The organism is Paenibacillus sp. FSL R10-2748 (genome assembly GCF_038005565.1).
In the GTDB taxonomy this organism is placed as follows: domain Bacteria; phylum Bacillota; class Bacilli; order Paenibacillales; family Paenibacillaceae; genus Paenibacillus; species Paenibacillus polymyxa_B.
This window is the reverse complement of the sequence record NZ_JBBOTK010000001.1, coordinates 811866-837787: the sequence shown is the minus strand read 5'-3', so window position 1 is coordinate 837787 and position 25922 is coordinate 811866. Positions and strand designations below refer to the sequence as shown.

At 46.1% G+C, this 25922-nt stretch carries 20 protein-coding genes, 1 tRNA gene and 1 pseudogene; 20 read left to right on the top strand and 2 right to left on the bottom strand.

Features of this window, described 5'->3' with window-relative positions:
• Positions 1–257 precede the first annotated feature (257 nt).
• The 8 genes and pseudogenes from NSS66_RS03955 to zapA all read left to right on the top strand — a co-directional run bounded on the left by NSS66_RS03955 (position 258) and on the right by zapA (position 13743).
• A pseudogene (locus tag NSS66_RS03955) lies at positions 258–1360 on the top strand (ATP-binding protein).
• 341 nt (positions 1361–1701) lie between these two features.
• Complete coding sequence (locus NSS66_RS03950; protein WP_340958479.1) at positions 1702–3843, top strand: bifunctional diguanylate cyclase/phosphodiesterase; 2142 nt, start codon at positions 1702–1704, stop codon at positions 3841–3843.
• Positions 3844–3950: 107 nt separating this feature from the next.
• Positions 3951–4021 (top strand) — tRNA-Gly (locus NSS66_RS03945).
• A gap of 310 nt (positions 4022–4331) precedes the next feature.
• The gene (locus NSS66_RS03940; RefSeq protein WP_445671354.1) at positions 4332–5333 is read left to right on the top strand and encodes a polysaccharide lyase family 1 protein; all 1002 of its coding nucleotides are present in this window, start codon (positions 4332–4334) and stop codon (positions 5331–5333) included.
• A gap of 367 nt (positions 5334–5700) precedes the next feature.
• Positions 5701–7551 carry a ribosomal protection-like ABC-F family protein gene (abc-f, locus tag NSS66_RS03935; protein ID WP_340958477.1) on the top strand — a complete coding sequence of 617 codons (1851 nt, stop codon included), beginning with the start codon at positions 5701–5703 and terminating at the stop codon, positions 7549–7551.
• Between the two features lie 450 nt (positions 7552–8001).
• The gene (pheS, locus tag NSS66_RS03930) at positions 8002–9033 is read left to right on the top strand and encodes a phenylalanine--tRNA ligase subunit alpha (protein WP_269321413.1); all 1032 of its coding nucleotides are present in this window, start codon (positions 8002–8004) and stop codon (positions 9031–9033) included.
• Between the two features lie 28 nt (positions 9034–9061).
• On the top strand, positions 9062–11509 hold the full coding sequence (gene pheT / locus NSS66_RS03925) for a phenylalanine--tRNA ligase subunit beta (protein WP_075153963.1): 2448 nt from the start codon (positions 9062–9064) through the stop codon (positions 11507–11509).
• 209 nt (positions 11510–11718) lie between these two features.
• The gene (gene zapA / locus NSS66_RS03920; RefSeq protein ID WP_075153964.1) at positions 11719–13743 is read left to right on the top strand and encodes a cell division protein ZapA; all 2025 of its coding nucleotides are present in this window, start codon (positions 11719–11721) and stop codon (positions 13741–13743) included.
• A gap of 151 nt (positions 13744–13894) precedes the next feature.
• Here zapA and NSS66_RS03915 read toward each other — a convergent pair whose 3' ends face one another.
• Complete coding sequence (locus tag NSS66_RS03915) at positions 13895–14254, bottom strand: phage holin family protein (RefSeq protein WP_023987773.1); 360 nt, start codon at positions 14252–14254, stop codon at positions 13895–13897.
• A 152-nt stretch (positions 14255–14406) separates the two neighbouring features.
• Between NSS66_RS03915 and NSS66_RS03910 the strand changes: the two genes are divergently transcribed.
• From NSS66_RS03910 to NSS66_RS03895, 4 genes are all read left to right on the top strand, one after another.
• A complete protein-coding gene (locus NSS66_RS03910; RefSeq protein WP_023987774.1) occupies positions 14407–16776 on the top strand; it encodes an endonuclease MutS2 in 2370 nt (789 codons plus the stop codon).
• A 58-nt stretch (positions 16777–16834) separates the two neighbouring features.
• Positions 16835–17248: a DUF350 domain-containing protein gene (locus NSS66_RS03905; protein ID WP_013309402.1), complete on the top strand. Its 414-nt coding sequence runs from the start codon at positions 16835–16837 to the stop codon at positions 17246–17248.
• Between the two features lie 54 nt (positions 17249–17302).
• The gene (locus tag NSS66_RS03900; protein ID WP_023987776.1) at positions 17303–18010 is read left to right on the top strand and encodes a hypothetical protein; all 708 of its coding nucleotides are present in this window, start codon (positions 17303–17305) and stop codon (positions 18008–18010) included.
• Positions 18011–18126: 116 nt separating this feature from the next.
• Positions 18127–19380, top strand: a complete 1254-nt coding sequence (locus NSS66_RS03895; protein ID WP_071558979.1) for an MFS transporter — start codon at positions 18127–18129, stop codon at positions 19378–19380.
• A gap of 72 nt (positions 19381–19452) precedes the next feature.
• On the opposite strand, the gene NSS66_RS03890 is transcribed toward NSS66_RS03895, so the two are convergent.
• The gene (locus NSS66_RS03890; RefSeq protein WP_076264331.1) at positions 19453–20691 is read right to left on the bottom strand and encodes an NAD(P)/FAD-dependent oxidoreductase; all 1239 of its coding nucleotides are present in this window, start codon (positions 20689–20691) and stop codon (positions 19453–19455) included.
• 113 nt (positions 20692–20804) lie between these two features.
• Between NSS66_RS03890 and NSS66_RS03885 the strand changes: the two genes are divergently transcribed.
• From NSS66_RS03885 to NSS66_RS03850, 8 genes are all read left to right on the top strand, one after another.
• Entirely contained in the window at positions 20805–21041 is a 237-nt protein-coding gene (locus NSS66_RS03885; RefSeq protein ID WP_013309406.1) for a hypothetical protein, read from the top strand.
• A gap of 34 nt (positions 21042–21075) precedes the next feature.
• The gene (locus tag NSS66_RS03880; protein ID WP_013309407.1) at positions 21076–21462 is read left to right on the top strand and encodes a spore coat protein; all 387 of its coding nucleotides are present in this window, start codon (positions 21076–21078) and stop codon (positions 21460–21462) included.
• Positions 21463–21605: 143 nt separating this feature from the next.
• Positions 21606–22106: an Lrp/AsnC family transcriptional regulator gene (locus NSS66_RS03875; RefSeq protein ID WP_023987779.1), complete on the top strand. Its 501-nt coding sequence runs from the start codon at positions 21606–21608 to the stop codon at positions 22104–22106.
• 12 nt (positions 22107–22118) lie between these two features.
• Positions 22119–23330: an aminotransferase class I/II-fold pyridoxal phosphate-dependent enzyme gene (locus tag NSS66_RS03870; RefSeq protein WP_023987780.1), complete on the top strand. Its 1212-nt coding sequence runs from the start codon at positions 22119–22121 to the stop codon at positions 23328–23330.
• 114 nt (positions 23331–23444) lie between these two features.
• The gene (locus NSS66_RS03865; RefSeq protein WP_023987781.1) at positions 23445–23651 is read left to right on the top strand and encodes an aspartyl-phosphate phosphatase Spo0E family protein; all 207 of its coding nucleotides are present in this window, start codon (positions 23445–23447) and stop codon (positions 23649–23651) included.
• A gap of 101 nt (positions 23652–23752) precedes the next feature.
• Positions 23753–24322 carry a hypothetical protein gene (locus NSS66_RS03860; protein ID WP_023987782.1) on the top strand — a complete coding sequence of 190 codons (570 nt, stop codon included), beginning with the start codon at positions 23753–23755 and terminating at the stop codon, positions 24320–24322.
• Positions 24323–24340: 18 nt separating this feature from the next.
• Positions 24341–24904 (top strand): cob(I)yrinic acid a,c-diamide adenosyltransferase, encoded by a 564-nt coding sequence (locus NSS66_RS03855; protein ID WP_028542959.1) that lies wholly within the window; start codon positions 24341–24343, stop codon positions 24902–24904.
• A gap of 21 nt (positions 24905–24925) precedes the next feature.
• Positions 24926–25885 (top strand): RluA family pseudouridine synthase, encoded by a 960-nt coding sequence (locus NSS66_RS03850; RefSeq protein ID WP_340958594.1) that lies wholly within the window; start codon positions 24926–24928, stop codon positions 25883–25885.
• Positions 25886–25922 lie beyond the last annotated feature (37 nt).

Genomic DNA, 25922 nt, shown 5'->3' with positions numbered 1-25922 from the left:
TTTTGGTAATGTTGCGCAGATATTATGACGAAAGAAAACAGGATAAAAATGTGGATTCGACACTTTTTCCGATTGACTGCGATCCTTAATCTTGTCTATCATAAAATAAGACTCGAATTGGAAAGAGATGGTCGGATTTCTGTGAAACTGTTTTCTACACCATTGAAGGGTAGTCGATAGATGCCTTTCTCTTCTTCAAGATTATTACGCGTCCGATACGGCCAGTTTGTCATTCCGAAACAAGGGGGAAGCCTGGCATGATCAGTGAATTCCAAGAAGCCTTGCTTGATACCGTGGGAGCTTGTCCTTCCACACAGATCGCCAATAACAAGTATGAAAATGTGCTGGAGAACCTGGATAGTGGTATCATGCTGTTTGACAGTGACGGGGTACTGACCTTTATTAACGTGCAAATGGCGAAATTGCTGGAGCTACCACGGAGTTCGCTAGCAGGTCGCAATTTGATGCAAATTTTGCATCATCCTGAGTTAAGTCGGTTTAAGAAGAAGAAAATCATGCGGATTTATAAAGAAACTATCTTTCATAGAAAGCGCTATCATGAGTTGATTGATGAGTATGGTCGGCATTGGTTGATAACAGTGACCTACGGTGATCAGATGGATGGCGATTTTTTGTTTAGCGTCAAGGATGTGTCGGATTATAAGCAGATTGAGCAGACGGCGTATCAAAACGATAAGCTGGCGATGCTGGGACGGATCTCTGCCTCTATCGCCCATGAAATCCGTAACCCGCTTACCGCAATCCGGGGCTTTATTCAATTGCTTCGGCCGCATTTGGTGGAGCTGGGCAGGGATGAGTATGCTCGGATTATATTAACAGAAATTGATCGTGCGAACGACATTATTTATGAGTTCTTAAATTCGTCCAAGCCTTCGGCTCCGCAAAAAACGGCTGTATCTGTGATGGGGCTGCTGAAAGAGGTAGTGATGCTGACAGAAAGCGAAGCATTGATGAAGGGTTGCCAGATTGCATTGGACGAAAATGATGAGCTCATGAAGGTTTCCATTGACGTCAAGCAGATTAAGCAGGTTATCCTCAATATGATTAAAAATGCGATGGATGCCATCGAAAGCATCGGTGGGGAACGAGAGGGCTGCATCGATATCCATACAGTGCTTGAGGGCAATTATGTTCACATTTGTATTGAAGATAACGGTTTAGGTATGGATCATAATACATTGGCGCGTTTATTTGATCCTTTTTTACAACAAAAGAAAGTGGAACCGGATTGGGATTGGCTGTGAGCTATCGAATTATCAAAAATCACGGAGGCTTCATACATGTAGACAGTAAACATGGAAGTGGCACACAATTTAAAATCACGCTTCCTGTAGTTTAATATGGGGAGGTTTTCGCAGAGGGGTCCTGTACATACTATTTCTTTTATGTTGTGCAGCGTTGGGGTATAGGTATCACCTTTTTGGAAAAGGTTGTCTGAAGCGCATAATCTGACAAGATGATGCGCTTTTTTGGTGCTGTAAGCTCGGTTATTTGCGTAAATGCGAAAATGAATTCACGAATTTAAGACGAAAAAATGATTCACCTTTCACAGATTAAATGCTATTATATACCAGAATACAACATTATTTTTGATACTATAGACTTAAACAACGGCTTCCAAAGCTGTCAAACGTCTTAGATGATCGGAATCTCCGATATGCAGGGGGCTGAAGAGGCTGAATGAGTATACGGCTGGAAGTAAAAAAAACGATAGGTATCGGCATTGCTTCGATAGTTTTGTTTGTCTTGGTTCAGTTATTTCACGTAACTTTGAATAAGATATACTCCCATAATGTTTTTTTCTTGTTATATCCGATTGTAGGATTTGCCTGTGCTGCGATTTGTTTTTGTATTTTTTATCAATCCTGGTCCGTTTTACTGGAACAGTTATCTTTGCAGAGGCTTCTTATTGCCCCGACGTTTTTGGTGGCTGGTCTGCTTTACCTTGTTCATATTGTTTCGTTTAGTTTCGTAAGCCTGACGGACTTTGCTTTGTCTCCGGGCATTTCGTTATGGCTGCTATTTGTAAATCGTGCCTTTACCGCTGTCTTGCTCTTATGTATTTGTTTCCTCCCGTTTAGCAAGACGAAGTCTGAATACAAAACAGTGGCTTTGTGGGCGGGGATAGGCTGCACTTTGCTGATTCTAGGAGTTATTAAGACATTTGGTGCAGGCTTACCGGATCTACGTATACGATACGAAATAGGCAACCTGGGCTGGACGTTAAATCTGGCTGTGATGTTACTGCTTGTACTCACTTTTATTTTCGGGGTGAGAAAATATCGGAAAGCCCGCCCGGCAGAGTTGGGCATGTTGCTTATTATTCGTGGGATTGGGCTGTGTGTTGTGAGTCAGTTGTTCTATTTATTTGCTGAGCAAATGAGCGATATTAATCACCTTCTAGGACTTTTGACCAACGCGATAGCATTTTATAATATGTTGAGCGGGCTGGTTCGGTTGATGGTTCTGGTTCCTTATCGTGAAAAGCAGGCAGCAGAATCTGAGTTTAATCACATTGCTTATAATGATGATATAACAGGACTCCCCAATCGTCGTCGCCTTTCCCAACGCTTAGATAAAATATTGCGCAAATCATTAAAATCGGATGAGACAGTAGCGCTTTTAGTGCTAAATATTGATCGTTTCAAGGCGATTAATGATTCGCTTGGACATATGGCAGGGAATTATTTGCTGTATGCAGTAGGCGAACGCTTGGGGCATTTTAGCCGTGAAGGGGAAGCTGTCTTTAGCATGGGCGGAGATGAATTTGCCTTTCTTCTAACGGGATACGAAGATACAGATGCTATGAGAAATCGTATTGATGATATGGTGAAGCTGTTCGATCAGCCTTTCGATATTGATGGTGAGTCTTATCATGTGACGGTGAGCGTTGGTATAGCTTTATACCCGTTGGATGCGAATCAGAGTGAACAGCTTATTCAGCAGGCGGATACGGCTGTCCATAGTGCCAAAGAGCAGGGAGTGAATTTTCAGCGGTATGCCAGCGCGATGCAGATGCGAGCGCATGAAAGACTCCAGCTGGAAAATGATCTGCGGCGAGCACTTGAAAATGAGGAATTTTCATTGGTGTATCAACCACGTGTCCACCTGCAAAGTGGTGAGCTCACGAGTTTGGAGGCGCTGGTGCGCTGGAATCATCCTCATCGTGGGATGGTGATGCCGGGCGATTTTATTCCGGTGGCTGAAGAAAGTGGTTTAATTGTGCCCTTGGGAGAATGGGTGTTACGGGAGGCTTGTCTGCAAAATAAGCAGTGGCAGGAGCTCGGGTACCCACCAATCCCGATTTCGGTCAATTTATCCATGCGCCAATTTCAGCAAAAAAAGCTGGTGGATGTAATTCGGGGCATTTTGACCTATACGGAACTTGAAGCACGCTATCTAGAGCTGGAGATTACCGAAAGTATGACCTTTGATAAGGATCGGGCCTTTGAACAGTTGAAAAAAATAAAGGCTATTGGTGTCGCAATCAGTATTGATGATTTTGGAACTGGCTATAGCTCATTGCATTATTTGAAGAATCTCCCGATTGATCGTCTAAAAATTGACCGTTCCTTTGTAAATGAGGTACTGGTCGACAGCAAAAATGCGGCAATTGTATCTACTATTGCCTCCATGGCTCACCATTTGAAGCTGAAGGTTACGGCTGAAGGGGTGGAAAATGAGGAGCAACTTCATTTTTTGCAGGCACAGGATTGTCATGAGGGTCAGGGATATTACTTTAGTCGCCCCATTCCGGCAGAAGTCTTTGAAAAATTGTTTTTACGTAAACCTATGAATTGGCTGGCTCAGGATAGTATGTAGTATGCTTGCATTTTGCTGAAAGGTAAGTTATACTAAATAACATCCTGATTCAGCTGGTTGACGATAGGTTGAGCGTGTCATACATAAGAATCGAGATGTTATAAAATGCGGGTGTAGTTCAATGGTAGAACTTCAGCCTTCCAAGCTGATAGCGTGGGTTCGATTCCCATCACCCGCTTACTGTTTTAAGAAGTTCGGAACCCTTGTGACGCAAGGGTTTTTGTTATGTTTGGAGCTGGATAAATACATTATAGCCGGGGTGCCAATGGGGTATCACGGCTTTTTTGCGTTCTTACGAACTATTTTTACATTGCTGCACAAAATAAAATATAAAATATTTAGCTTAGATGCTATAAATAAACAGATAAAAAGAACTATTTACCAATTACTAAAAAATAAGTATAGTCGCATTGTTAGGATTTAACCAAAAAAAGGATGGTGTAGCTGCAATGAGGAAATTTACTTTTCTGTTTTTAGCATTAACTTTGATGCTGTTTAATTTTCCAGCAAGTTCTACGTTCGCCGCTGCTGATTTTCCAAATACGTCGACGAATGGAATGACTGGTTTTGCCGGACAGGCTAAAAGTGAAAATGGAGCTACGAAGTCTGCCACAACGGGGGGAAAAGGTGGTCAGGTCATCTATATCAATAATCTAAACGATTTGAAAAACCAGTTAGGGGATTCAACTCCTAAAATTCTGGTAATCGAAAAAAATATTTCTGCCTCCTCTAAAACCGTGATCAACATTGGTTCCAACAAATCACTCATTGGTTCTTATGCGCAAAACAAGCTGGTTAACATTCATTTGAAAACAACAAATAATTCGGGAAATGTGATCTTTCAAAATTTAACTTTTGAGCACAGTGCTAACATTAACGGTAACGATGACATCCAACTTTATCTTACTGCAGGTACAAATTATTGGATTGATCATGTTACATTTGCAGGTCACAATTATAATGCGAATGGCTCGGATTTGGACAAACTTTTGTACATAGGTCAATCGGCTGATTATGTAACCATTAGTAACTCCAAATTTGCCAATCATAAATATGGTCTCATTTTGGGATACCCTGATGATGGCAATAAAAATTATGATGGCATGCCCCATATCACGATCGCTAATAATTACTTTGAAAACTTGCTTGTACGTGGCCCAGGACTTATGAGATATGGATATTTCCATGTTAAAAATAATTATATTAATAATTTCCAGCTTGCTTACACCATTGCTACGAATGCAAGAATCTATTCTGAGTACAACTACTTTGGAAAAGGTAGTGAAAAGGGCGGTATTCTTGATGATAAAGCCAATGGCGAGTTTAAAGATGTGGGGAGTTTACCCGCCATCAACAACCAAAAATCGCGTGTAACCAACTGGAACCCAAGCAAAAACTATAGCTATCAGGTACAGACTCCTGAATATACTAAAGAGTTTGTAACGAAATATGCAGGTTCGTCCAATACAACTTTGGTATTCGGAAAATAACGCGGGTTATTTGCAAATGTGTTGTGATCTGCTATACTGACTGCAAGTAAGTATCCCATGAAAAGGAAGGTAACCATACGTCCGATGAAGTAAGCACACTGATTTTCCCACTTAACTGCACAGTTACTGGCAGGCGGCTGTAAGCTGCAACGGGAGAAGTGTGTCTGAAAATGAATGTAGGGACGTATGCGTTTATTCCGGAACGGGATTTGGCTTATTCGTTTGCGGTGTTATTTTTCATAAGCGTATGTTCTGAAACGATTCATAACAGTCATTCTATATTCCTTGTATGCAAGCCGCAGCCTTCTGCGGCTTTTTTTATTGCTTCCGGGATCAAAAAACCGGACTGGGAAAGGATGATCGTGGTATGAGAACAATTTTGCGTATTCGCAATGTAGTAAAGGATTGGAACGGGACATCTTTATTTGAGAATGTGTCGCTGGATGTGATGGAAGGAGAACGGCTTGCACTGTTTGGAAGAAATGGAGCAGGTAAAACGACGCTATTGCGAATATTGCTGGGAGATGAAGCACCAACCTCTGGTCAAGTAGAGCATGATTTGCCACTGGAAGAGCGGGGCTGGCTGAAGCAGCAGGATACGGTGGCTTGGTCTCGAACCGCACTGGAGGCCGCACAACAGGCCAGCCCTCGGCATTGGCGTCTCAAACAAGTGTTGGGACAGCTGGAAGCTGACCTAGCCGATGCTGGGAAGGATATGGAGCATCATCTGGAGCGTTACGGCGAGCTAATGGATGAATACGAACGCCTGCAAGGCTTTGCCTGGGAGTCTGAGGTGGAAAAGGCGCTCACTCGAATGGGAATGCCTGTCCAGACGTGGTCCATTGCTTATGGTGACCTGAGTGGCGGCCAGAAGACGAGAGTGCGATTGGCCGGACTCATGGTCAGGCAGCCGAAGCTGCTGGTGTTGGATGAGCCGACCAACCATTTGGATGCCGAAAGCTTGCTTTGGCTGGAGCAGTGGCTGTCTACGTATCCGGGAACGCTGCTGTTTGTATCGCATGACAGAGCCTTTTTGGATCGGGTGGCTACGAGTATAGTTGAGCTCACATCGACAGGTATTGGGCGCTATAAAGGCGGCTATAAGGAATATAAAGCGCAAAAGGAGCGGGAACTGCGAGAGCAGGAAGCCAGCTATCGAAAGCAGGAGCTGGCGAAACAGGCGCTGGAGGAAACGATTCGAAATTACAGGGAATGGTTTCATCAGGCGCATCGTGGCGCATCCAAGGTTGAGATGGCCGTTACGCAAAGCTTTTATAAGGCCAAGGCTAAAAAAAATATTTCCCGTTATCATGCGAAGGAGAAGGAACTGGAGCGACTGGAGGCCAATAGAGTAGAGCAACCGCGTGAGGCTGCGTCTTTGCACATGAAATTAAGTGACAGCGGGTTTCAGGCAAAATATTTGCTGCGTGCTGAGCAGGTTGACTTTAGCTACGACGACCGTATCATTGTGAAAAATCTAAATCTGATCGTTGCACGTGGAGATCGTCTGGCTGTTCGGGGGCCCAATGGAATTGGTAAAACCACGCTGCTTCGGTTATTAACAGGTCAACTGGAGCCGCAGACGGGAAAAATCACAGCCAACCCACAGTTGAACATCGGATATTTTTCACAGGAGTTGGAGCAGCTTCCGGAGGATCAAACGTTGCTGGACAGTCTGCTTGCGCTCCCGACGATGACCCAAACAGAAGCGAGAACGGTATTAGGCTGCTTTCTTTTTGCGAAAGAGGACGTGTTTAAAAGAATCGGGACACTTAGTATGGGAGAAAAATGCAGGGTAGCTTTTCTGCGTCTGTACTTTAGTGGAGCCAATCTGCTGGTGCTGGATGAACCGACGAATTATTTTGACATTGAAACCCGTGAAATTGTAGAGGATTCTTTGCGTAACTATGATGGAGCACTGGTGCTCGTCTCACATGATCGGGAGCTGGTGAGGTACACGGCAACTCGGTTACTCGATATGAAGCCGGGGGGCGGATATGAAATCTATGAGGGGACAGCCGACGAAAAGCAAGAAGATGAGCGGAGCCGTCAACGGGAGCCAGAAGACCAGGAGCGGCGTGAGGAACGTCTTCGATTACAATTGCGTCTTACAGAGTTGATGGGAATGACGGGCACGAATGACGAAAATGAGAAGTTGTTGAGCGAAATCAGGCGCATTCGTGCAAATCTGGAGCGGTTGGATGATCTCGATATCTAAAGAAATGAAACGTATGCCCTGCTTGCCAAAGCGCGGTAGTTTGCATATAATAATGAACAATAGTTCGAATTTTTGAAAATGTCTTGATGGAGAAGAGTAGACAGTGTCCGATTGAACAGGGAGGAAGCGCCGTAGGATTGAGAGCGTTTCTGCAAATACTGGGCTGTTGAAGTTCGCTCCGGAGCAGTTCCTTGAACCTCAGGCGCCATGTGAATGGCGAATGTGCAAGTAGGGGATACCGGTTCACGACCGTTACAACGTGCAGAGCGAGACGATGATGCATAGCATGAACAATCACCTGTAACTAGTTGCCGTAAGGCAGAACGCCGGGTGAGCTGAGCTTATTGTCTAACGAGGGTGGTACCACGGTCTTTTCGTCCCTTACCGGGAGAAAAGACCTTTTTTTGTTGTCTGAAAAGCTGGATATGAAGAAAGGGGACTGAACAGGCGATGAGCGAAACCATCCAAATGAAGGAACATTTGCTGGCCTTGAAGGAAGAAGCACTGGAAGTATTGGAGAAGGTGGCAACACCCAAGGAGCTGGCTGATTTACGGGTCAAATATTCGGGGAAAAAGGGCGCACTGACTGAAATCTTGCGCGGTATGGGCAAGCTGAGCGCGGAAGAGCGTCCGGTTGTTGGACAGGTAGCCAATGAGGTGCGCGAGGCGATTGAAGAAGTCGTTAACCGTAAGCAGGACGAGTTCACGAAAGCAGAAACGAATGAGCGTCTGCAAGCGGAAAAGATCGACGTTACGCTGCCTGGACGCGCGTTGCCGCAAGGTGGACTGCACCCGCTCAACAAAGTGATTGAGCAAATCGAGGATATTTTTACAGGTATGGGCTATCGAGTGGCTGAAGGTCCACAGGCAGAGACGGATTATTATAACTTCGAAGCATTGAACCTGCCTAAAAATCACCCAGCACGGGATATGCAGGATTCATTTTACCTGACCGAGGATCTGTTGATGCGTACCCATACGTCACCGGTTCAGATTCGTGCAATGGAAGCGATGAAGGGCGAAACGCCTATTAAGGTTATCTGTCCGGGTACGGTTTTCCGACGTGATGATGACGATGCAACGCATTCTTTTCAATTCCACCAAATTGAAGGGCTTGTCATTGGAAAAGACATTCGTATGAGTGATTTGAAAGGAACCTTACTTCAATTTGCACGCGAAATGTTTGGAGAATCGACCGAAATCCGTTTGCGACCAAGCTTCTTTCCGTTCACAGAGCCGAGTGCTGAAGTAGACGTGACTTTTGTGAAGAAAAATGGCGAACGTGTATGGATCGAAATTTTGGGCTGTGGCATGGTCCATCCGAAAGTGCTGGAGATGGGCGGTTTTGATCCCGAGGTGTACAGCGGCTTTGCATTCGGTATGGGTGTAGAGCGGATTGCTATATTGAAATACGGTATCGACGATATTCGTCATTTTTATAACAGTGACCTGTCGTTCCTGAAACAGTTTGCGCGTCAATAAACAACTATATCAAGGGAAGTGAACCCATATGAAAGTATCATTCGAGTGGCTGTCCGAGTATGTATCGCTGGATCAGGTAAGCGCGGAGGAGCTAGCAGAGAAAATCACCCGTTCGGGTATAGAAATTGATGAGGTCGAGCAGCGCAATCAAGGGATTACTGGCGTCGTTGTCGGCTATGTTAAAAGCAAGGAAAAGCATCCAGATGCTGATAAGCTGAATGTATGTATTGTCGATGCAGGTCAGGAGGAAGATCTGCAAATCGTGTGTGGTGCCAAAAACGTGGATGCAGGTCAAAAGGTTCCTGTTGCAGTTGTAGGGGCAAAGTTGCCGGGAGATTTCCACATTAAAAAAGCCAAGCTACGCGGTGTTGTATCTATGGGCATGATCTGCTCGGCCAAAGAACTGGGGATGAATGACAAGCTGCTTCCAAAGGAATTGCAAGAAGGTATTTTGGTGCTGCCTGAGGATGCTGAAATTGGTATGCCAATTACGAAGCTGCTGGCGCTGGACGATCAGGTACTGGATTTTGATCTGACACCCAACCGTTCGGATTGCCTGAGCATGCACGGAGCAGCATATGAAGTGAGTGCGATTCTGGGACGTGACATTTCGCTGGCTGACCCGGCTAAGGATCTGGTGGAAATTAGCGATGCAGCAGCAGATCATCTGTCTGTGAAGGTAGATACTCCTGAACTGTGTACGCACTATGCGGCCCGTTATATCACAGGTGTAAAAGTGGCGGCTTCCCCATTATGGATTCAAAACCGTCTGATGGCGGCAGGTGTTCGTCCGATCAACAACATCGTAGATATTACGAACTACGTCATGCTGGAATACGGTCAGCCGCTGCATGCTTTTGATGCGGATAAGCTGGAAAATGGAAATATTGAAGTTCGACTCGCTCGTGCCGGCGAAACATTGATTACACTTGACGATCAGGAGCGTAAGTTGGAGCCGCATATGCTGCTGATTACAGACGGTGTGAAACCAATTGCATTGGCAGGCGTGATGGGTGGAGCCAACTCCGAGGTTACGGATGCGACGGTCAGCATTGCGCTGGAATCTGCGAAGTTTGACGGCGGTACAGTTCGCAAAACGTCTCGTCAACTTGGACTGCGTTCGGAAGCAAGTCTGCGTTTTGAAAAAGAGGTTGATCCAGGAGCTGTTGTGCCTGCTGTGAATCGTGCAGCTGCGCTGATTCAGCGTTATGCGGGAGGCGCTGTACACCAGGGCATCGTAGAATCTGCGTCTGCAAAAGCTGAAAACCGCATTATCAAGCTGTCGCTAGATAAAATAAACCGATATTTGGGAACCGAACTGTCTTTGCTTGAGGTGAAAACGATTTTCGGTAGACTTCATTTCGGATGTGGCGACGCAGAGCAAGGGGTACTGGAAGTTGAAGTACCTACACGCCGTGGAGATATTACCATTGACGTGGACTTAATCGAAGAGGTAGCTCGTCTGTATGGTTACGACAATATCCCGACCACGCCGATTGAAGGGCCGACAACTCCAGGAGCTTTGACAGCATCGCAATCATTGCGCCGCTCCCTGCGCAGATTGCTGGCTCATGGTGGTTGGCAGGAGACGATCAGTTACTCTTTTGTACATCCGCAAAGTACGGGGTTATTTAATGCCCTGACAGAAGGTAGCCATCCGGTACGTTTGGCTATGCCTATGAGTGAAGACCGTAGTGTTTTGCGTACGAGTATCATTCCACAGATGCTGGATACAGCGGTCTACAACATGAATCGCAAGCAAGACAATCTGGCGATTTTTGAGATGGGAACGGTATTTTATACAGAGGAACAAACATTAACCCGTCAGCCGCAGGAAATTCAAGTGCTTAGTCTACTGCTGACTGGGGTACGCCGTGGAAAACAATGGAATATTGGTGCTGAAAAGGTTGATTTCTTTGATATTAAAGGCGCGCTTGAAACGGTGTTTGACTATTTCGGGTTGAGTGCCAGCATTCGTTATGTGGCTGACCAACCGCAAAGCTACCATCCGGGCCGTTCCGCTTCGGTATGGCTGGATGTGAATGGAAACTCTCAACGGATCGGTACCATTGGGCAGATTCATCCGGAGCTGCAACAATCTTATGGGCTGAATGATACGTATGTAGCGGAAATTGCGTTGCAACAGGTCGTTGAACACGCAAACTCTCATATTCAGTTCAGAGAGTTGGCTCGCTTCCCATCCGTGGAACGTGACATTGCCCTCGTGGTAAATAAAGACGTTGAGGCAGGTGAACTGCTTCGTGTTATTCACGCTGCAGGCGGAGAGCTATTGCAGGATGCGCGAGTGTTTGATGTATTTACAGGCAGTAAGCTTGGTGAAGATAAGAAGAGCGTAGCTATCTCTCTGACCTATCGTCATTGGGAACATACGTTGACGGATGAAGAGATCAATGCGGCGCATACTCCTGTCGTTACGTCTCTGGAACAAACTTTTGGAGCGGAATTGAGAAAGTAGCAGGAAATGCGGGAAGCTGTATCGAATCTTAGTGACAGAGGTTCGATACGGCTTTTTGGCCTATCATCATAGGAGCTCTCTTACTCTGATATTTACCCGCTGCGGGGAAGCCGGACTAACAAGGTTGAACGCTTCACGGAAGGCGGGTTACCATAGTACCGGACACACCTTAGAATCAACATACAGTAGTATTGAAGGAGGGCATAATTGTGACTACACCAGATCGTACTCGCGTCACTGTAGAGATCTACGGTACTTCTTATAAACTCGTCGGCAGCAATACCGATTATATGAAGCAGGTTGCCAATTACGTGGATGAGCGTATGCACAGCATTTCTCAAGCTCATTCGCGTCTGGATATGCCCCGAATTGCCGTGCTGGCTGCGGTTCATATGGCAGAAGAAGCTGTACAAATCCAGGAAATTCAGAGTCATATGAACCGCTTAGCAGCGGAACGAGCAGAGCTCCGGGGAGATCTGGCGCAACTCCAGACGGCTCTAGGGGAACAGCAGCAAAAAAATACAGATATGCATCAATCTCTTATTCAACTAAAGGAAGAAAAGGAAGCAACGCAGAAGAAGCTGATGGAAACCGAATCTGTATCAGCCAAGGAGATTGCCCAATTGAAGGCAAAGCTGGAACAGCAGGAGAAAAGAGCGGCTGAACTTGAAAATGGACAAAAACAAGCTAAACGTGAATTAGAGGAGTCTCGTCAAGAAGCTTCTCGCAAGCTGAAAGAGCAGCAGGAGGCGGCCAATGCTCGTATCCGGCAGATAGAAGAGCAGATGAAGAAGGAAGTGGCTGAAGCGGCTAAACAGGCTGAAGCCAAGCTGTCAGCTGCAGAGAAGACTCATCAGGAGCAAAAGCGTACAGAACTGGACAAGCTGCGATCTGCTTTGCAGCAAGAGCATAGTAAGAAGGTAAGCGAATGGCAGACCAAGTGCTCCGGGCTGAATGAGCAGCTGGAGCAGGAACGTAAACAGGCTGAATTGGCGTTGAATGAAGAAAAGCTCCAGCATCAGGAAGCGCAGAAACGAGCTGATGAAGCTGCACTGGAGCAGGAGATTCGGGTTGAGGAGCTTCAGGAACAATTAGAACAAGTACAGGCAGGCAGTACAGAGCTTTCTTCTCGTCTGGGAGAGGCTCAAGAGCAAGCAAGAGTACTGAAGCAACAACAGTCCGGGCTGGAGTCTGTACTGGAAACACAACGACAGGTTGCGATAGAGCGAGAGCAGGCAGATACGCTTGCACGTGAAGAACTGCAAAGTCGATATGATCAATTAGAAGCTGAAGCCAAGGCTGCGCAGCAGCAGACGGCTAAGCTGGAGGAAGAACAGCGGCGGATGCAGAAGCTGCTGGAGCAAGCTCACGTATCTTCTCGCAAGCTGCAAAGTGAGCTGGCTACGCTAGCTGAAAGCGAGAAGTCATGGAAGAAACTTGCAGAAGAACGCCAGTTAGCAGTTGATGAGCTGGAGCTCTCCCTGCTGGAAGCACGTGAACAGAAGGAATCGATACAGGAGCAATTACAGCACGCAGCGGCTGAGCTCGAAGCTATTAATGATAAATTTGCTTCACAACAGCAACGGCTAGTTCAACTCGAAGCGAGAATCAAGGAGCTTTCACCTGAGCTGATTCGTGTTCAGGATGAGCTTGAGAAAGCCAAAGTCCGAGAGCAAGAGGGAGCGAAGGCGTATCAATCGCTTCAGGAGCAATATGGAAGCATGAAGAGCCGAGCTGGACAGCTGGAGCAAAATATCAAGCAGCTTCAACAGGAAGATCACGAACGGCGGAGTAAGCTGGAACGTGCTGAGGAAGAATCTCTGGAGTGGCAACTTAAATACGATCAGTTGAAGGCAGAAGCGGAACGTCTGGAAGCTGAAGATGCTGCCCGTAAGGAAGAATTTGCATCTTGGGAACGGGAAATAGCGGTAACAGTTGAACAAAAGGAACAGCTTCAGGAGGAGACTCGTTTGGCGGTTGAAGCTGCCAAAACGGCGAAAGCTGAACAGCAGTCCATAGAGCAGGAACGAATGGCCTTGCAGTCTGAATTGGACGAAGTGGGTCAAAAATATGAAATGGCGGCGCATCAGCTTCGTCTGTTACAAGTACAACAGGACGTAGATCGGGAAAATACGGAGAAGATTTCTACAGAATTACGTCAATTACAGGAAGAATACACTAAGCTTCAAACGGAGTACAATGAATGGATTGAACTTATCGAACAGGATCAGTAGATACGGATTATAAATGTATGGCAATCCCCGGCTGCTCATCGCCGGGGATTGTTTACTTATTGTATCCACTCAGAAGTGTTTATGACAAAAAGCTGTCCTTTGGCAGACGAAATCTGCTTCGGGACAGCTTTGCCGGGAGGGTCTACTGAAATTATTTCCCGTCTTTGCGACCGGCTTCAAACGGTGTCGATACCGGAATGAACAGGTCGATAATCCCGATAACCAATGCAGCGAGCAATGCGCCCAGAACAGAAACACTGACATTGGTCACCACATACTGAGCGATCCAGATAACCAGAGCGCTCACTAGAAAACCTACGATACCGCGTCCAAATGGAGAAACGCGTCGGCCGAACACTGCCTCGATGATGTAACCAACCAAGGCAATGACAATGGCAAGAATCAGCGCGCTCCAAAAGCCGCCTACACTAAATCCGGGAACGATCCAGCTTACGACCATCAGCACCAGAGCGGCAACGATGAAACGTACAATGTGCCCGAGAATGCTCACGGAATAACCTCCTTTGTTTTTTGAATTTACAGGGTTAGACAAAGGTTAGTGTGTGGCATGAAGAGCTTTCTTATGTGTAAAACAGAGTTGGCAAATAGCGTAAGTTTGCTGCTTTCGGTATAATATAGATATAAGTGAAAGGAGTAGTGAAGTTGGACTCTAAAATTTTCAAAACCCTTGAATATCAAAAAATTCTAAATAAACTAAGTCACTATGCCCAAACGGCAACGGGACAACAGACAGCCCTTCGACTACAGCCCAGCGATGATTTGGAGCATATCAAGAAAATGCTGAAAGGCACGGATGAGGCTTATGCTGCTGATCGCCTCAAAGGAGTGCCTTCATTTAACGGAGTAGTAGATATCACTCCGGCGGTGAAGCGTGCCCGTATTGGTGGAACGTTAAGCCCGCAGGAGTTGCTCGGCATTCGGACAACAGTTCAGGCCGCACGCCGTATACAGGTATACGTGACAAGTTTGCATGAGGAAAATCCTGTCGAAACATTGCTGTATTGGAGTGAGCAGCTTTCGGAGCAGAGAGGTTTGGAAAACTCCATTAAAGGCTGTATCGACGAGAATGCAGAGGTGCTGGATTCTGCCAGCACAGAGCTTTCTCAAATCCGTCGGGAGCTGCGCTCGGGAGAAGTGCGTATTCGTGAAAAGCTGGATTCCATGATTCGTTCCTCAACTGTCTCCAAAATGCTTCAAGATCAGTTGATTACGATTCGCGGAGATCGGTTTGTGATCCCGGTTAAGGCCGAATACCGTTCTTATTTTGGCGGAATTGTTCATGATCAATCCGGGTCTGGTGCAACATTGTTTATCGAGCCTGAATCCATCGTAGCCATGAACAATAAGCTGAGGGAAACAAGGCTGAGAGAAGAGCGTGAAATTGAAGTCATTTTACAAAAGCTGACCGCACTCGTCGCAGAACAAGCAGATATGTTGCTGTATGATGTGGACATTTTGGGCAATCTTGATTTTATTTTTGCAAAAGCGCGTCTCGCCCGTGAAATGAAGGCAACCTTACCTTTAATGAATGACCGCGGATATTTAAAGCTGAAAAAGGGCAGACATCCTCTAATTCCGTTGGAGCAGGTTGTTCCCATTGATGTGGAGTTAGGCAATTCATACACCTCTATTATCGTTACCGGACCGAACACAGGGGGGAAAACCGTTACCCTGAAAACTATTGGCCTACTTAGCTTGATGGCGATGTCTGGACTGTTTGTACCTGTTGAGGATGAAAGCCAGCTGTGTGTATTTGATGCAATCTATGCCGATATTGGTGACGAGCAGAGCATTGAGCAAAACTTGAGTACATTTTCCAGTCACATGACCAATATCATTAGCATCCTGAAAAATATGACGCCAAAAAGTCTTGTATTGCTTGACGAAGTGGGGGCAGGAACGGACCCCGCAGAAGGTTCGGCTCTGGCTGTATCTATTTTGGAGCATATACATGCCATGGGTTGCCGCATGGTTGCGACGACTCACTATAGTGAATTGAAGGCGTATGCCTATGAGCGCAAAGGAATTATTAATGCAAGCATGGAGTTTGATGTCGCTACATTAAGCCCGACTTACCGCCTTCTGGTCGGTGTACCCGGACGAAGTAATGCATTTGCCATTGCCGAGCGATTGGGATTGCCAGGGCGTATTTTAGACTATGCCCGTGGTGAGGTAACGGAAGAAGACCAGCGCGTTGAGCACATGATCGCGTCACTGGAGCAGAACCGTTTGACAGCTGAGCAAGAACGGGAAAAAGCGGAGCAGCTACGTAAGGAAATGGAAGCATTGCGTAGCCGTCATCAGATGGAGCTGGATAAGCTGGAGTCCCAACGGGACCGTATGCTGGAAAAAGCTGAGGACGAAGCAAGGGTTCTCGTGGATAAGGCTCGTAGTGAAGCAGAGAAAATCATTACTGATTTGCGTAAATTGGCTCAGGAAGAAGGGGCCTCGGTTAAGGAGCATAAGCTGATTGCAGCTCGCAGAGAACTGGATGAGGCTGAACCGAAACAACGCAAAAAAAGTACCGTCAAACGCCCGGCTGCTACGCGTACTCGTTCTATCATGGCTGGCGATGAAGTATCCGTCCACAGTCTAAATAAAAAAGGCCACGTGGTTGAACTGTCCGGTACCAAGGAAGCTGTGATTCAACTGGGAATCATGAAGATGAAGGTCAGTCTGGATGATCTGGAACTACTGCAACCTGCACAAACAACGACTCCAAGAGTTCAAAAACCAGTGACTGGCGTTAAGCGGACACGGGATGATAACGTACGAAGTGAACTTGATCTTCGGGGGGCGAACGTGGAGGAAGCCTTGATGGAAGTGGACCGCTTCATGGATGAAGCGTTTCTGGCCAATCTGGGTCAGGTACACATTATTCATGGTAAAGGTACGGGTGTCCTGAGAACCGGTATTCAGGAGTACCTCCGCAAGCATAAGCATGTGAAAAGCTACCGTATCGGTAATTACAATGAAGGCGGCACAGGCGTAACAGTTGCTGAATTGGAATAGCTAGGGGTTGCCGGCTTTGCCCGGGAACGCTTGGTAGAACGGGAGGGACGAAGTTAAGATGGCGATTGATGAATTGCTGTCACATCCGTTGGGGATGATGCTGGGTTATTTCTCGGTGGCGGTGCTGGAGCTAATTGTATTTTTGTCGTGTTTTGAGCTGGTAACCCGCTATAAATGCTGGGAAGAGATCAAGCGCGGTAATGTTTCGGTAGCCATGGCTACGGGAGGGAAAATGTTCGGTATTTGCAACGTACTCCGCTTTGCAATGGAAGCCAAATCCAGTGTGTATGATACGATGATTTGGTCGTTCGTTGGCTTTTTACTGCTTCTTGCGGCGTACTTTCTTTTTGAGTTTCTGACACCAGTATTTTCTATCGATCAACAGATTAAAGAGGATAATCGTGCTGTCGGCTTGTTCTCCATGATTATTTCCATATCTTTATCTTATGTGATCGGTGCCAGTGTAACTTGACACATCTTGTATACTAGAGCTTGGTATACGCTTGGAACGGAAGGATGATAAAGCTTGGAAATGACTATTTGTCCATGGTGTAACATGGAAATTATTTGGGATGAAGAATTAGGACCTGAGGAAGAGTGTCCTTATTGCCATAATGATCTAAAAGGGTACTCTGACATCACCGATGATGAAGATGAGTCTGTTTCTCCACCTGTTCATAGACATGCCGGTGAGCATGGACATGAAGAGACGAAACATGATCATGTGGCTTCTGTAACCCCGGCGCCCCACTCTCATGGAAAAGAAGACCTGAAGGGTTATCGGACATTGAGTATTCAGCTCGGTGATGATGAGGAGCAGGATATTTTATATGAGGCAGATGATGAAATCGTAGTTGAAAAACCGGTTGATGCACCGTTGTTGCAGGATAATGAGCTTCATAAGTTGCCTGTGCTGCATACTTTGCAAAAATTTGAAGAAAGCGGTGCGGATCTGATGGCTTATGAACAAGGCGCTGAACAAATACTCGACAGACAAGATGAGGTTCTTGAATGTTCTCAATGTGGGGAGTACATGCTGCATGCAGGTTCGCAAACCGTAACCAGAGAAGGTTTTGAACCGTCGATGTCTCCAGCGCTTGGCAAGCCCGTTCTGGATTTGCCGTTCGTCTTGAATGTTTATGTATGCCCTAGCTGCTTCCATGTTCAGCAGACACTGTCAGAGAATGACCGACTGCGGATGCTGGAGAAGCTCAGCGGTATTTCCAACAATTAAATAGCAATCCCCCGGATAGGCCCAAGCTCAATACGGGCATCTTAAATCGAAGAAATCTTTGAACAAGCTGGCTTGAAATAAGCTGATTGGTGATTTTTCGGTTAGGGGGAACTGCATTGAAATCAAACCTGAACGGACAATCCATTCTGCTATTAAGCTTGAATGGATTGTTTGTGTTTGCAGCAGCATTGTCAGGCACATTTCTTAACGTGTATTTGTGGAAAAGCAGGCAGGATTACGCGATGATCGGCTGGTTTAATGTTAGTCAACAAATTGCACTGGGAATTATGGTCTGGGTGGCTGGAAAGTGGGTCAAGGAACATAACAAAATGAATGCCCTACGCGTGGGGACCGCATTATCAGGCCTATTTTATCTGATCGTGTTATATACGGGACCGCAGGCTGTGAACTACATATGGCCGCTCGGGATGCTGCTGGGTGCAGCATTAGGTTTATTCTGGCTGGCGTTTAATGTGATTTTTTTCGAAGTCACGGATCAGGCAAGCCGTGATCATTTTAACGGATGGGTGGGTCTGCTGGGCTCGTTTTCTGGTATAGTGGGTCCTTGGCTGTCCGGTTGGATTATTGCCCGTATGGAGGATGACGCAGGTTATCGCGTGATATTCAGTATTTCCTTGGCCTTTTATGTCGTAGGAGTGGTGCTTAGTTTCTTTCTTCGCAAACGTAAGCCGACAGGAAATTACAATTGGAAAGAGCCCAAGCAACGATTGTCACAAAAAGGGAGTATGTGGCGTCCGTTGTCGTTATCGCTTATTGCCCAGGGCATCCGTGAAGGGGTGTTTGCCTTCCTGATTACGCTGCTCGTATATGTAGCTACTCAACAGGAATGGAAGCTGGCACAGTTTTCACTTATCACCTCGGCGGTATCATTTTTCAGCTTTTGGGCTGTCGGAAAATGGCTCAAGCCACACTATCGTTCGGCGGGTATGCTGTTGGGTGCCGTGTTGTTGGTGATCGCGCTATTACCGTTATTGTGGCGTATGGAGTATAGCACGCTACTGATTATGGGGATCGGCACCGCTTTATTTATGCCTTTATATTTAATTCCCATGATTTCTGCGAGCTTTGATTTAATGGGGACGAGTAAAGGAGATGCCAATCAGAGAGTGGAACTGGTTGTACTGCGCGAACTATGCTTAATGGTAGGCCGATTGACCGGAACACTCATTTTCTTGGGTGTCCTAAGTATCAGCAAGGCTCCTACGGCGATGATCTGGTTGTTGATTGGCCTTGCATTGATGCCAGTGCTCGGATGGTTTTTTATGCGAAGTGTGCTGAAAATGGAACAAAAGACGAAGCAGAGCAAATCTCATTCCCATGTACAACGCTGGCACAAGCAAACCGAATAGTTTGAAAATACATTAAAAAAAGACCTCCAGACCCAATTAGTAGGGGAAAGAGGTTCTTTTTGTATTCATATGTTAAACCATCGGTTCCGTTGTTTCAGGCAAGGGCTTGGTAGTACGGATTAGAGAATAAAGCTCCATTTCAGGTCGGTGTGTGCCCGTCAGTTCATCAGCCAATAGCTGTGCGGCCATCATACTCGTAACCGTCCCATTTCCCCCGTAACCCTCCAAAAAATAGCAGTTTGGAAAACGTGGATGTGGACCAATATACGGCAAGCCGTCGTGAGAGGAGCCGAATACAGCCGCCCAAGCATAGTCGATCTGAAATGGAACACCCGGAAAATGCTCCTGTAGCGTTTGCAGCAGCTTTTGCTGTTGGTGTAGCAGCCTGATTTCACGTTGATGGGCGTCCAGTACAGGTTCATCCAAACCACCAATAATGATGCGTCCTTCCGGTGTTGAGCGTATGTACAGATAAGGACGAGCAGTTTCCCAGATCAGACACTGCTCATGCCACAAGGGAACATCTCCGATTGGATTGGTGGCGATAGCATAAGAGCTTTCCAGAACGGCTCCGCGATCTGTTTTAATCTCCTGTGTTTCATAACCTGTTGCAAAAATGATTTTTTTCGCTCGGATAATTCCACCGCTGGTATGACAAACAACTTCATTTTCGTTGAATTCAAAATGCTTGGCTTCCGTATGCTCATATAAGCGTACACCGAGACGGCTGGCGGATTGCAGCAGTCCTTGAGCAAACAAAAATGGATTAACCTCAGCATCTTCGTGTGTGTACAAGGCTGCTGGTTTTCGAAAAGGAAATCGGGCAGCAATCTGTTGCTCATCCCAGTATTCGACGGGAAATCCAAACCGGGTTAGCTGTTTGTACTCTTCCTGAAGCGTCTGAACATCCTCCGATGTACTTGCATAGTACAGGCTACTGCGGCGTATAAAGGACGGATCAATTTCCAGCGTGGTAGACAGTTTTTCCAACTGATCCAGAGCATCTTTGCACATACGGTAAAACAGTACACCGTTCGTTTCACCAAACGTATTGATGAAGGAGGTTAAGGTCTTATCATTGCTATATTGCAGCAGTCCGGTATTGGCCGAAGAACTTCCATGTACCAGCTTGCGTTTGTCAATAACCACGGTGTCTACCTGTCGTTCTCCCAATAGCCGGGAGCAGATGGACCCACCCATCCCGCCTCCGATGATCAGTACATCACAATTTAAATCCTCTGCCAAAGGCGGAAAATCCGATGTTTGCTCCAAGGTACTCGGCCAATACGTATTCCCGCTAATCAATTCCATATAAACAGCACTCCTTATAGGCAATATGTAGTATCTCTTATGTGTACATAGTATTTCGCCAAACGGACAAGATAACCAGCGTGCAACAAAACATTTAAGGAGGCACAGAGACTATGCAATCTACCAACATGCAACCCTTGACAGGCAAAGAGCTGGAGTACATCGTGGACTCCATTTCCAATGAAGAACTGCTGCTCAAGCAATGTACGGCGACAGCAGCATCCATTCAGCATCCAGCCATTCAGCAAGCTTGTCTGCAATTCGCGAGAACTCATGAGAACCACCTGAACCTGCTTTCCAATGCACTTCAACAGCACCAGCAGCTTGCTCCTATGCAACCGCAGCAGTAATTATGGATTAACCAATAAAGGAGGTAATATCACGATGTTTTCACAGAACAATACGTCATTTATGCCCGAAGAAGATTTGCTCTATACCATTCTTGCCGATATGAAACGCACGGTGGGAGAGTATACAACAGCGACAACGGAATCCAATTGTCCGTCTGTGCGTCAGATGTTCACCGACCTTACGAACGATACGCTGCGCCTACAAGGCGATTTGTATCGTCTGATGAGTCAGAACAATATGTACTCCACTTCGTCAAAAGCACTGCGCATCGATTTGGACAAACAGATTCAAGAAGCTCGCAAGACCCAACACGAATGCCAACAGTTCATTCAGCAAAAGTCGTCATCAGCGGGGGGATATGGTCAACCTATGCATCAGCAAGGGCAGCCTACTCACCAAAATAACCCTTACTATATGTAAACGGGATATTCCGTTTTTGAAGCAATTTCCCATAACAGCCGTCCGTCTGCCGGGTTTACCGGGGCGGACGGTTTTTCTTTGCAGGTTTAAAGTGCGTATTGTATGATGTATAGTAATCTCTTTCGATGGAGGCCTTATGTAGAATGACAGAGCTAAATGGTTTGAAATTAAAAGTACTGGAATTGTTAAAAGAAGATGCAAGAAGAACACCGACTTTGTTGGCTACTTTACTGGGGGTTGACGAGCAGGATGTACGCACCTCAATTAAAGAGCTAGAAGACCAACATGTAATCGTTAAGTACGCCGCCGTAGTCAATTGGGATAAAGTCGACGACGAAAAGGTTACTGCTTTGATTGAAGTACAGATTACACCCGAGCGTGGAAGAGGATTTGAAGGTATTGCAGAACGGATTTATTTGTATCCGCAAGTTAAATCGGTTTATCTCATGTCTGGAGCATACGACTTGCTGGTAGAAGTCGAAGGCCGCAACCTCCGTGAGGTCGCTAATTTTGTGTCGGAGAAACTGTCTCCTATTGACTCGGTCTTGTCCACCAAGACTAATTTTACGCTTAAAAAATACAAGCAGGACGGAATTATCTTTGAGGATCATCAGGAAGATAATCGTCTGGTGATTTCGCCGTAAAGGAAGATCATGATGAATCTCAAAACAGAAGCATTTACCGACAGTAACAAAGCCATGAGTTCCTATTTGTCCCCGTTGGTGCGCGAGATCCCATCTTCGGGCATTCGTAAGTTTTTTGACTTGGTGGGTGGCAACAAGGATATTATTACCCTTGGTGTAGGCGAACCGGATTTTACAACCCCTTGGCATATGCGGGAAGCCTGTGTCTATTCATTAGAGCGAGGTTTTACCAGCTATACGTCTAATGCGGGAACGCCAGAACTGCGTGAAGCGATTAGTGATTATCTGAATGAGCAATTTGAAGTTAATTATGATCCTAAAAATGAGATTATTGTGACCGTTGGGGGAAGCGAGGCGATTGATCTTGCCTTGCGTGCGTTAATTGTACCTGGCGACGAAATTCTCGTGCCCGAGCCGTGTTACATTTCATATTCTCCAATCACTTCAATTGGAGGCGGGATTCCGGTAGGTATTGAAACATTTGCTAAGGATGAATTTAAGCTGACGGCTGAGGCGTTGGAGGCAAAAATTACACCTAAATCCAAGGTGCTGATTTTATGCTATCCGAGTAATCCAACTGGGGCTACGATGACTTATGAAGATTGGCTTCCGATTGCCGAAGTCGTGGAAAAGCATGATTTGATCGTCATTTCTGATGAAATTTATGCTGAATTGAATTATGGAGAGAAGCATGTTAGTTTTGCCGCTATGCCTGGTATGATGGATCGTACGATTCTCGTCAGTGGTTTCTCCAAAGCCTTCGCCATGACAGGCTGGCGTATTGGATATACATGCGGACATCCAGATCTGATTGCGGCTATGCTCAAAATCCATCAGTACACCGTAATGTGTGCGCCTTCTATGGGGCAAGTTGCGGCACTGGAAGGCTTGCGGAATGGTTTGGGTGAGAAAGATCGTATGGTAGAAGCCTATAATCAGCGTCGCCGTCTGATGGTTGAAGGGTTCCGGGAAATCGGCCTGGAGTGCCATGAGCCAAGAGGGGCTTTTTATGTTTTCCCTAGTATTCAAAGCACGGGACTTAGCTCAGATGAATTTGCACAGCGTCTATTGGCAGAGGCTAAAGTTGCGGCTGTACCGGGTAATGTGTTCGGTTTGGGAGGCGAAGGCTATCTTCGTTGCTCATACGCGACTTCTGTTGCTCAGCTGACGGAGGCACTGGATCGGATTGGTCATTTTGTAGAAAAAGTAAGAAAAGAAGGTTAAAATTATTTTTTTATGGGTAATTCATAAAAAATAGTCTTTTATTTCTAAATTTCTATGCTATAATTTGAATTCGAAAGCAGGAAGTTCAATTTTTCAATTGTAGGAGGAATGCTCATGTCATATGTTGGATATAATTCGTCTAGTTCAATAGGATACGACATTTCCCTAGAAGATGAAATTTTGTTCCTGCGCAATGAGATGATGCGGACGTTTCAGGAAGAGCAGTCCTTCACCTCTGATCTTGTCATCGAGATTAGTTGCAAGCTCGATTTGAAAATCAATGAATACATGAAAATGTATGGTACGGAATGCAAGGTTTAACCGTGTGAAGTCAGCCAAAGGTAAGAAGGAGGCCGTAGGGCCTTCTTTTTTTGCATTCACAACTTATGATATATTAATGGCATGGAAGAGGGGGCGTACATATGAGAACAGGGCTAAAAAGGCTATCGCCATGGATTATCGGAATGTTGACACTTGTATTATTGGCTGGATGTGGGGGACGGGACAAGGACAGCTTCTCCATTTTTATTATGGATAAAGGGGATGCTTCAGTCATCCGTGAAGAGCTGGCACAAAAGCTTAAGGATAAGCTGGGCGAACAGGCTCCGACTATTGAGATTTCAGTCAGTCCGCTGTATAACCAGCAGAAGCTGGTTGTAGAATATGCGGCCGGGGAGCATGATCTGTTTCTTTTGCCGGAAGAGGACATGAAGCTGTATGGACAGAATGGTTCGAATCTGCCGTTAGATGATGCTTTTGACAAGAAGACGTACGCTCGGGGCGTGTTCGAGGGCGGCGTATTTAAGAAGAAGGGGCAGGAGGAAGAAGAAACAGATGTAAGCAAGGAAACTCATTTGTTCGGAATTCCGGTGGAGCAGATGAAGATGTTTAAGGAGCTAAAATATAACTCAAAAACATTATTTGCTACCGTGCCGCCTCGTACAAGCAATAAGGAAGAAGCCATCAAGGTGCTGAAAGCACTTACGGAATGATAAGGGGGATGGAGTAATATGGGGATCTATACCAGAACAGGTGATGAAGGACAAACTTCTGTGATTGGAGGTCGAGTGTCCAAAGATGATGACCGTGTGGAGGCATACGGTACAATTGACGAGCTGAACAGCTTTGTAGGACAAGCGATCAGCTTTGCCGAAGGGGAAAAGTTTGCGGATATTCGGACTCAATTGGAGGAAATACAGCAGGAGCTGTTTGATTGTGGTTCGGATTTGGCGTTTGTTAAAATCAGTGAAAGCAAATATAAGGTGAAAGACGAGCTGGCAGAGCGACTGGAAGGCTGGATTGATGCATGTCAGGAGGAAAATCCGAAGGTGGAGCGTTTTATTATACCGGGTGGTAGCACATTATCCTCAACGCTTCATGTTTGCCGTACGGTTTGCCGACGCGCGGAACGCCGTGCTGTTACATTAGGTAAACATACGGACATCAATCCGGCGGTACGTCGGTATTTGAACCGTCTTTCCGATTATTTCTTTGCCGTTGCTCGCACAGCGAATGTCCGTCAGGGTGTGCCCGATGTCGAATATGTGCGCAGCAAAAAAGTGTTCCGCAAATAAGGAGGCAACCGGGAATTTGTGATGAGCTTGTACTATGAACCTATCGTATATACGATCCCTCCTGAGGAGGAGGGCATGCTGTTGAAGACTATTTTACAAAAACGTATGAACATTTCTCGAAAGTTAATATCCAAACTCAAGCTGACCGAGCAAGGTATTATGCTGAACGGGACACGTGTGTACATCAGCGTTAAGGTAAAGTCCGGGGATCAAGTAGAAATTCGCATGGAGCGCGAGCGTTCTGATGATATTTTACCTGAACCCATTCCTTTTGAGATATTGTTTGAGGATGAACATTTGTTAGTGGTGAACAAGGCGGCGGGTATGATTGTCCATCCGACTCACGGTCATTACACAGGAACACTGGCTAATGGGGTTGTGCATTATTGGCAGGCCAAGGGAGAACTGTTCCGGTTTCGTCCTGTTCATCGTCTTGATCAAGAGACGACGGGTGTGCTGGTAGTAGCCAAAAATCCGTATGTACACCAGCATATTTCTGAGCAGATGATTGCGGGAACGGTGGATAAGCGCTATACGGCTCTGGTGCATGGGCGTCCTGAGCTGCAGGAAGGTAAGGTAGACGGACCAATTGACCGCAGCCCGGATAATCCGCATTTACGTATGGTGACCCCGGATGGTTATCCTGCCCTTACGCTGTATAAGCTGGAGGAAGTGTGGAACGGGGGAAGTCGCATCGGACTAAAGTTGGAATCCGGGCGTACGCACCAAATTCGAGTGCATATGACTTATATCGGTTGTCCGTTGATCGGAGATAAAATGTACCGGATTACACCCGATGATGCTGCGCAACGTGAGCGATATGATCAGCTTGATGCCAGGATGCCTCGACAAGCCTTGCACGCCTCAGAGCTTTCCTTGGAGCATCCTGTAACCGGGGGGCAGCTGACGTTCTATGCTCCTCTACCTGAAGATATGGCTGAAATGCAGGAGCTATTAAGAGCGCAATATTTTTCAGAATAAAATATAAATAAGCTATCAAAACCAAATGGAGGTTAAT

Coding starts and splice junctions, on each gene's coding strand:
- NSS66_RS03950 (WP_340958479.1), top strand. CDS start 1,702: ATGAGTATACGGCTGGAAGTAAAAAAAACGATAGGTATCGGCATTGCT.
- NSS66_RS03940 (WP_445671354.1), top strand. CDS start 4,332: ATGCTGTTTAATTTTCCAGCAAGTTCTACGTTCGCCGCTGCTGATTTT.
- abc-f (WP_340958477.1), top strand. CDS start 5,701: ATGAGAACAATTTTGCGTATTCGCAATGTAGTAAAGGATTGGAACGGG.
- pheS (WP_269321413.1), top strand. CDS start 8,002: ATGAGCGAAACCATCCAAATGAAGGAACATTTGCTGGCCTTGAAGGAA.
- pheT (WP_075153963.1), top strand. CDS start 9,062: ATGAAAGTATCATTCGAGTGGCTGTCCGAGTATGTATCGCTGGATCAG.
- NSS66_RS03905 (WP_013309402.1), top strand. CDS start 16,835: ATGGCGATTGATGAATTGCTGTCACATCCGTTGGGGATGATGCTGGGT.
- NSS66_RS03890 (WP_076264331.1), bottom strand. CDS start 20,691: ATGGAATTGATTAGCGGGAATACGTATTGGCCGAGTACCTTGGAGCAA.
- NSS66_RS03885 (WP_013309406.1), top strand. CDS start 20,805: ATGCAATCTACCAACATGCAACCCTTGACAGGCAAAGAGCTGGAGTAC.
- NSS66_RS03880 (WP_013309407.1), top strand. CDS start 21,076: ATGTTTTCACAGAACAATACGTCATTTATGCCCGAAGAAGATTTGCTC.
- NSS66_RS03875 (WP_023987779.1), top strand. CDS start 21,606: ATGACAGAGCTAAATGGTTTGAAATTAAAAGTACTGGAATTGTTAAAA.
- NSS66_RS03870 (WP_023987780.1), top strand. CDS start 22,119: ATGAATCTCAAAACAGAAGCATTTACCGACAGTAACAAAGCCATGAGT.
- NSS66_RS03865 (WP_023987781.1), top strand. CDS start 23,445: ATGTCATATGTTGGATATAATTCGTCTAGTTCAATAGGATACGACATT.
- NSS66_RS03860 (WP_023987782.1), top strand. CDS start 23,753: ATGAGAACAGGGCTAAAAAGGCTATCGCCATGGATTATCGGAATGTTG.
- NSS66_RS03855 (WP_028542959.1), top strand. CDS start 24,341: ATGGGGATCTATACCAGAACAGGTGATGAAGGACAAACTTCTGTGATT.
- NSS66_RS03850 (WP_340958594.1), top strand. CDS start 24,926: ATGAGCTTGTACTATGAACCTATCGTATATACGATCCCTCCTGAGGAG.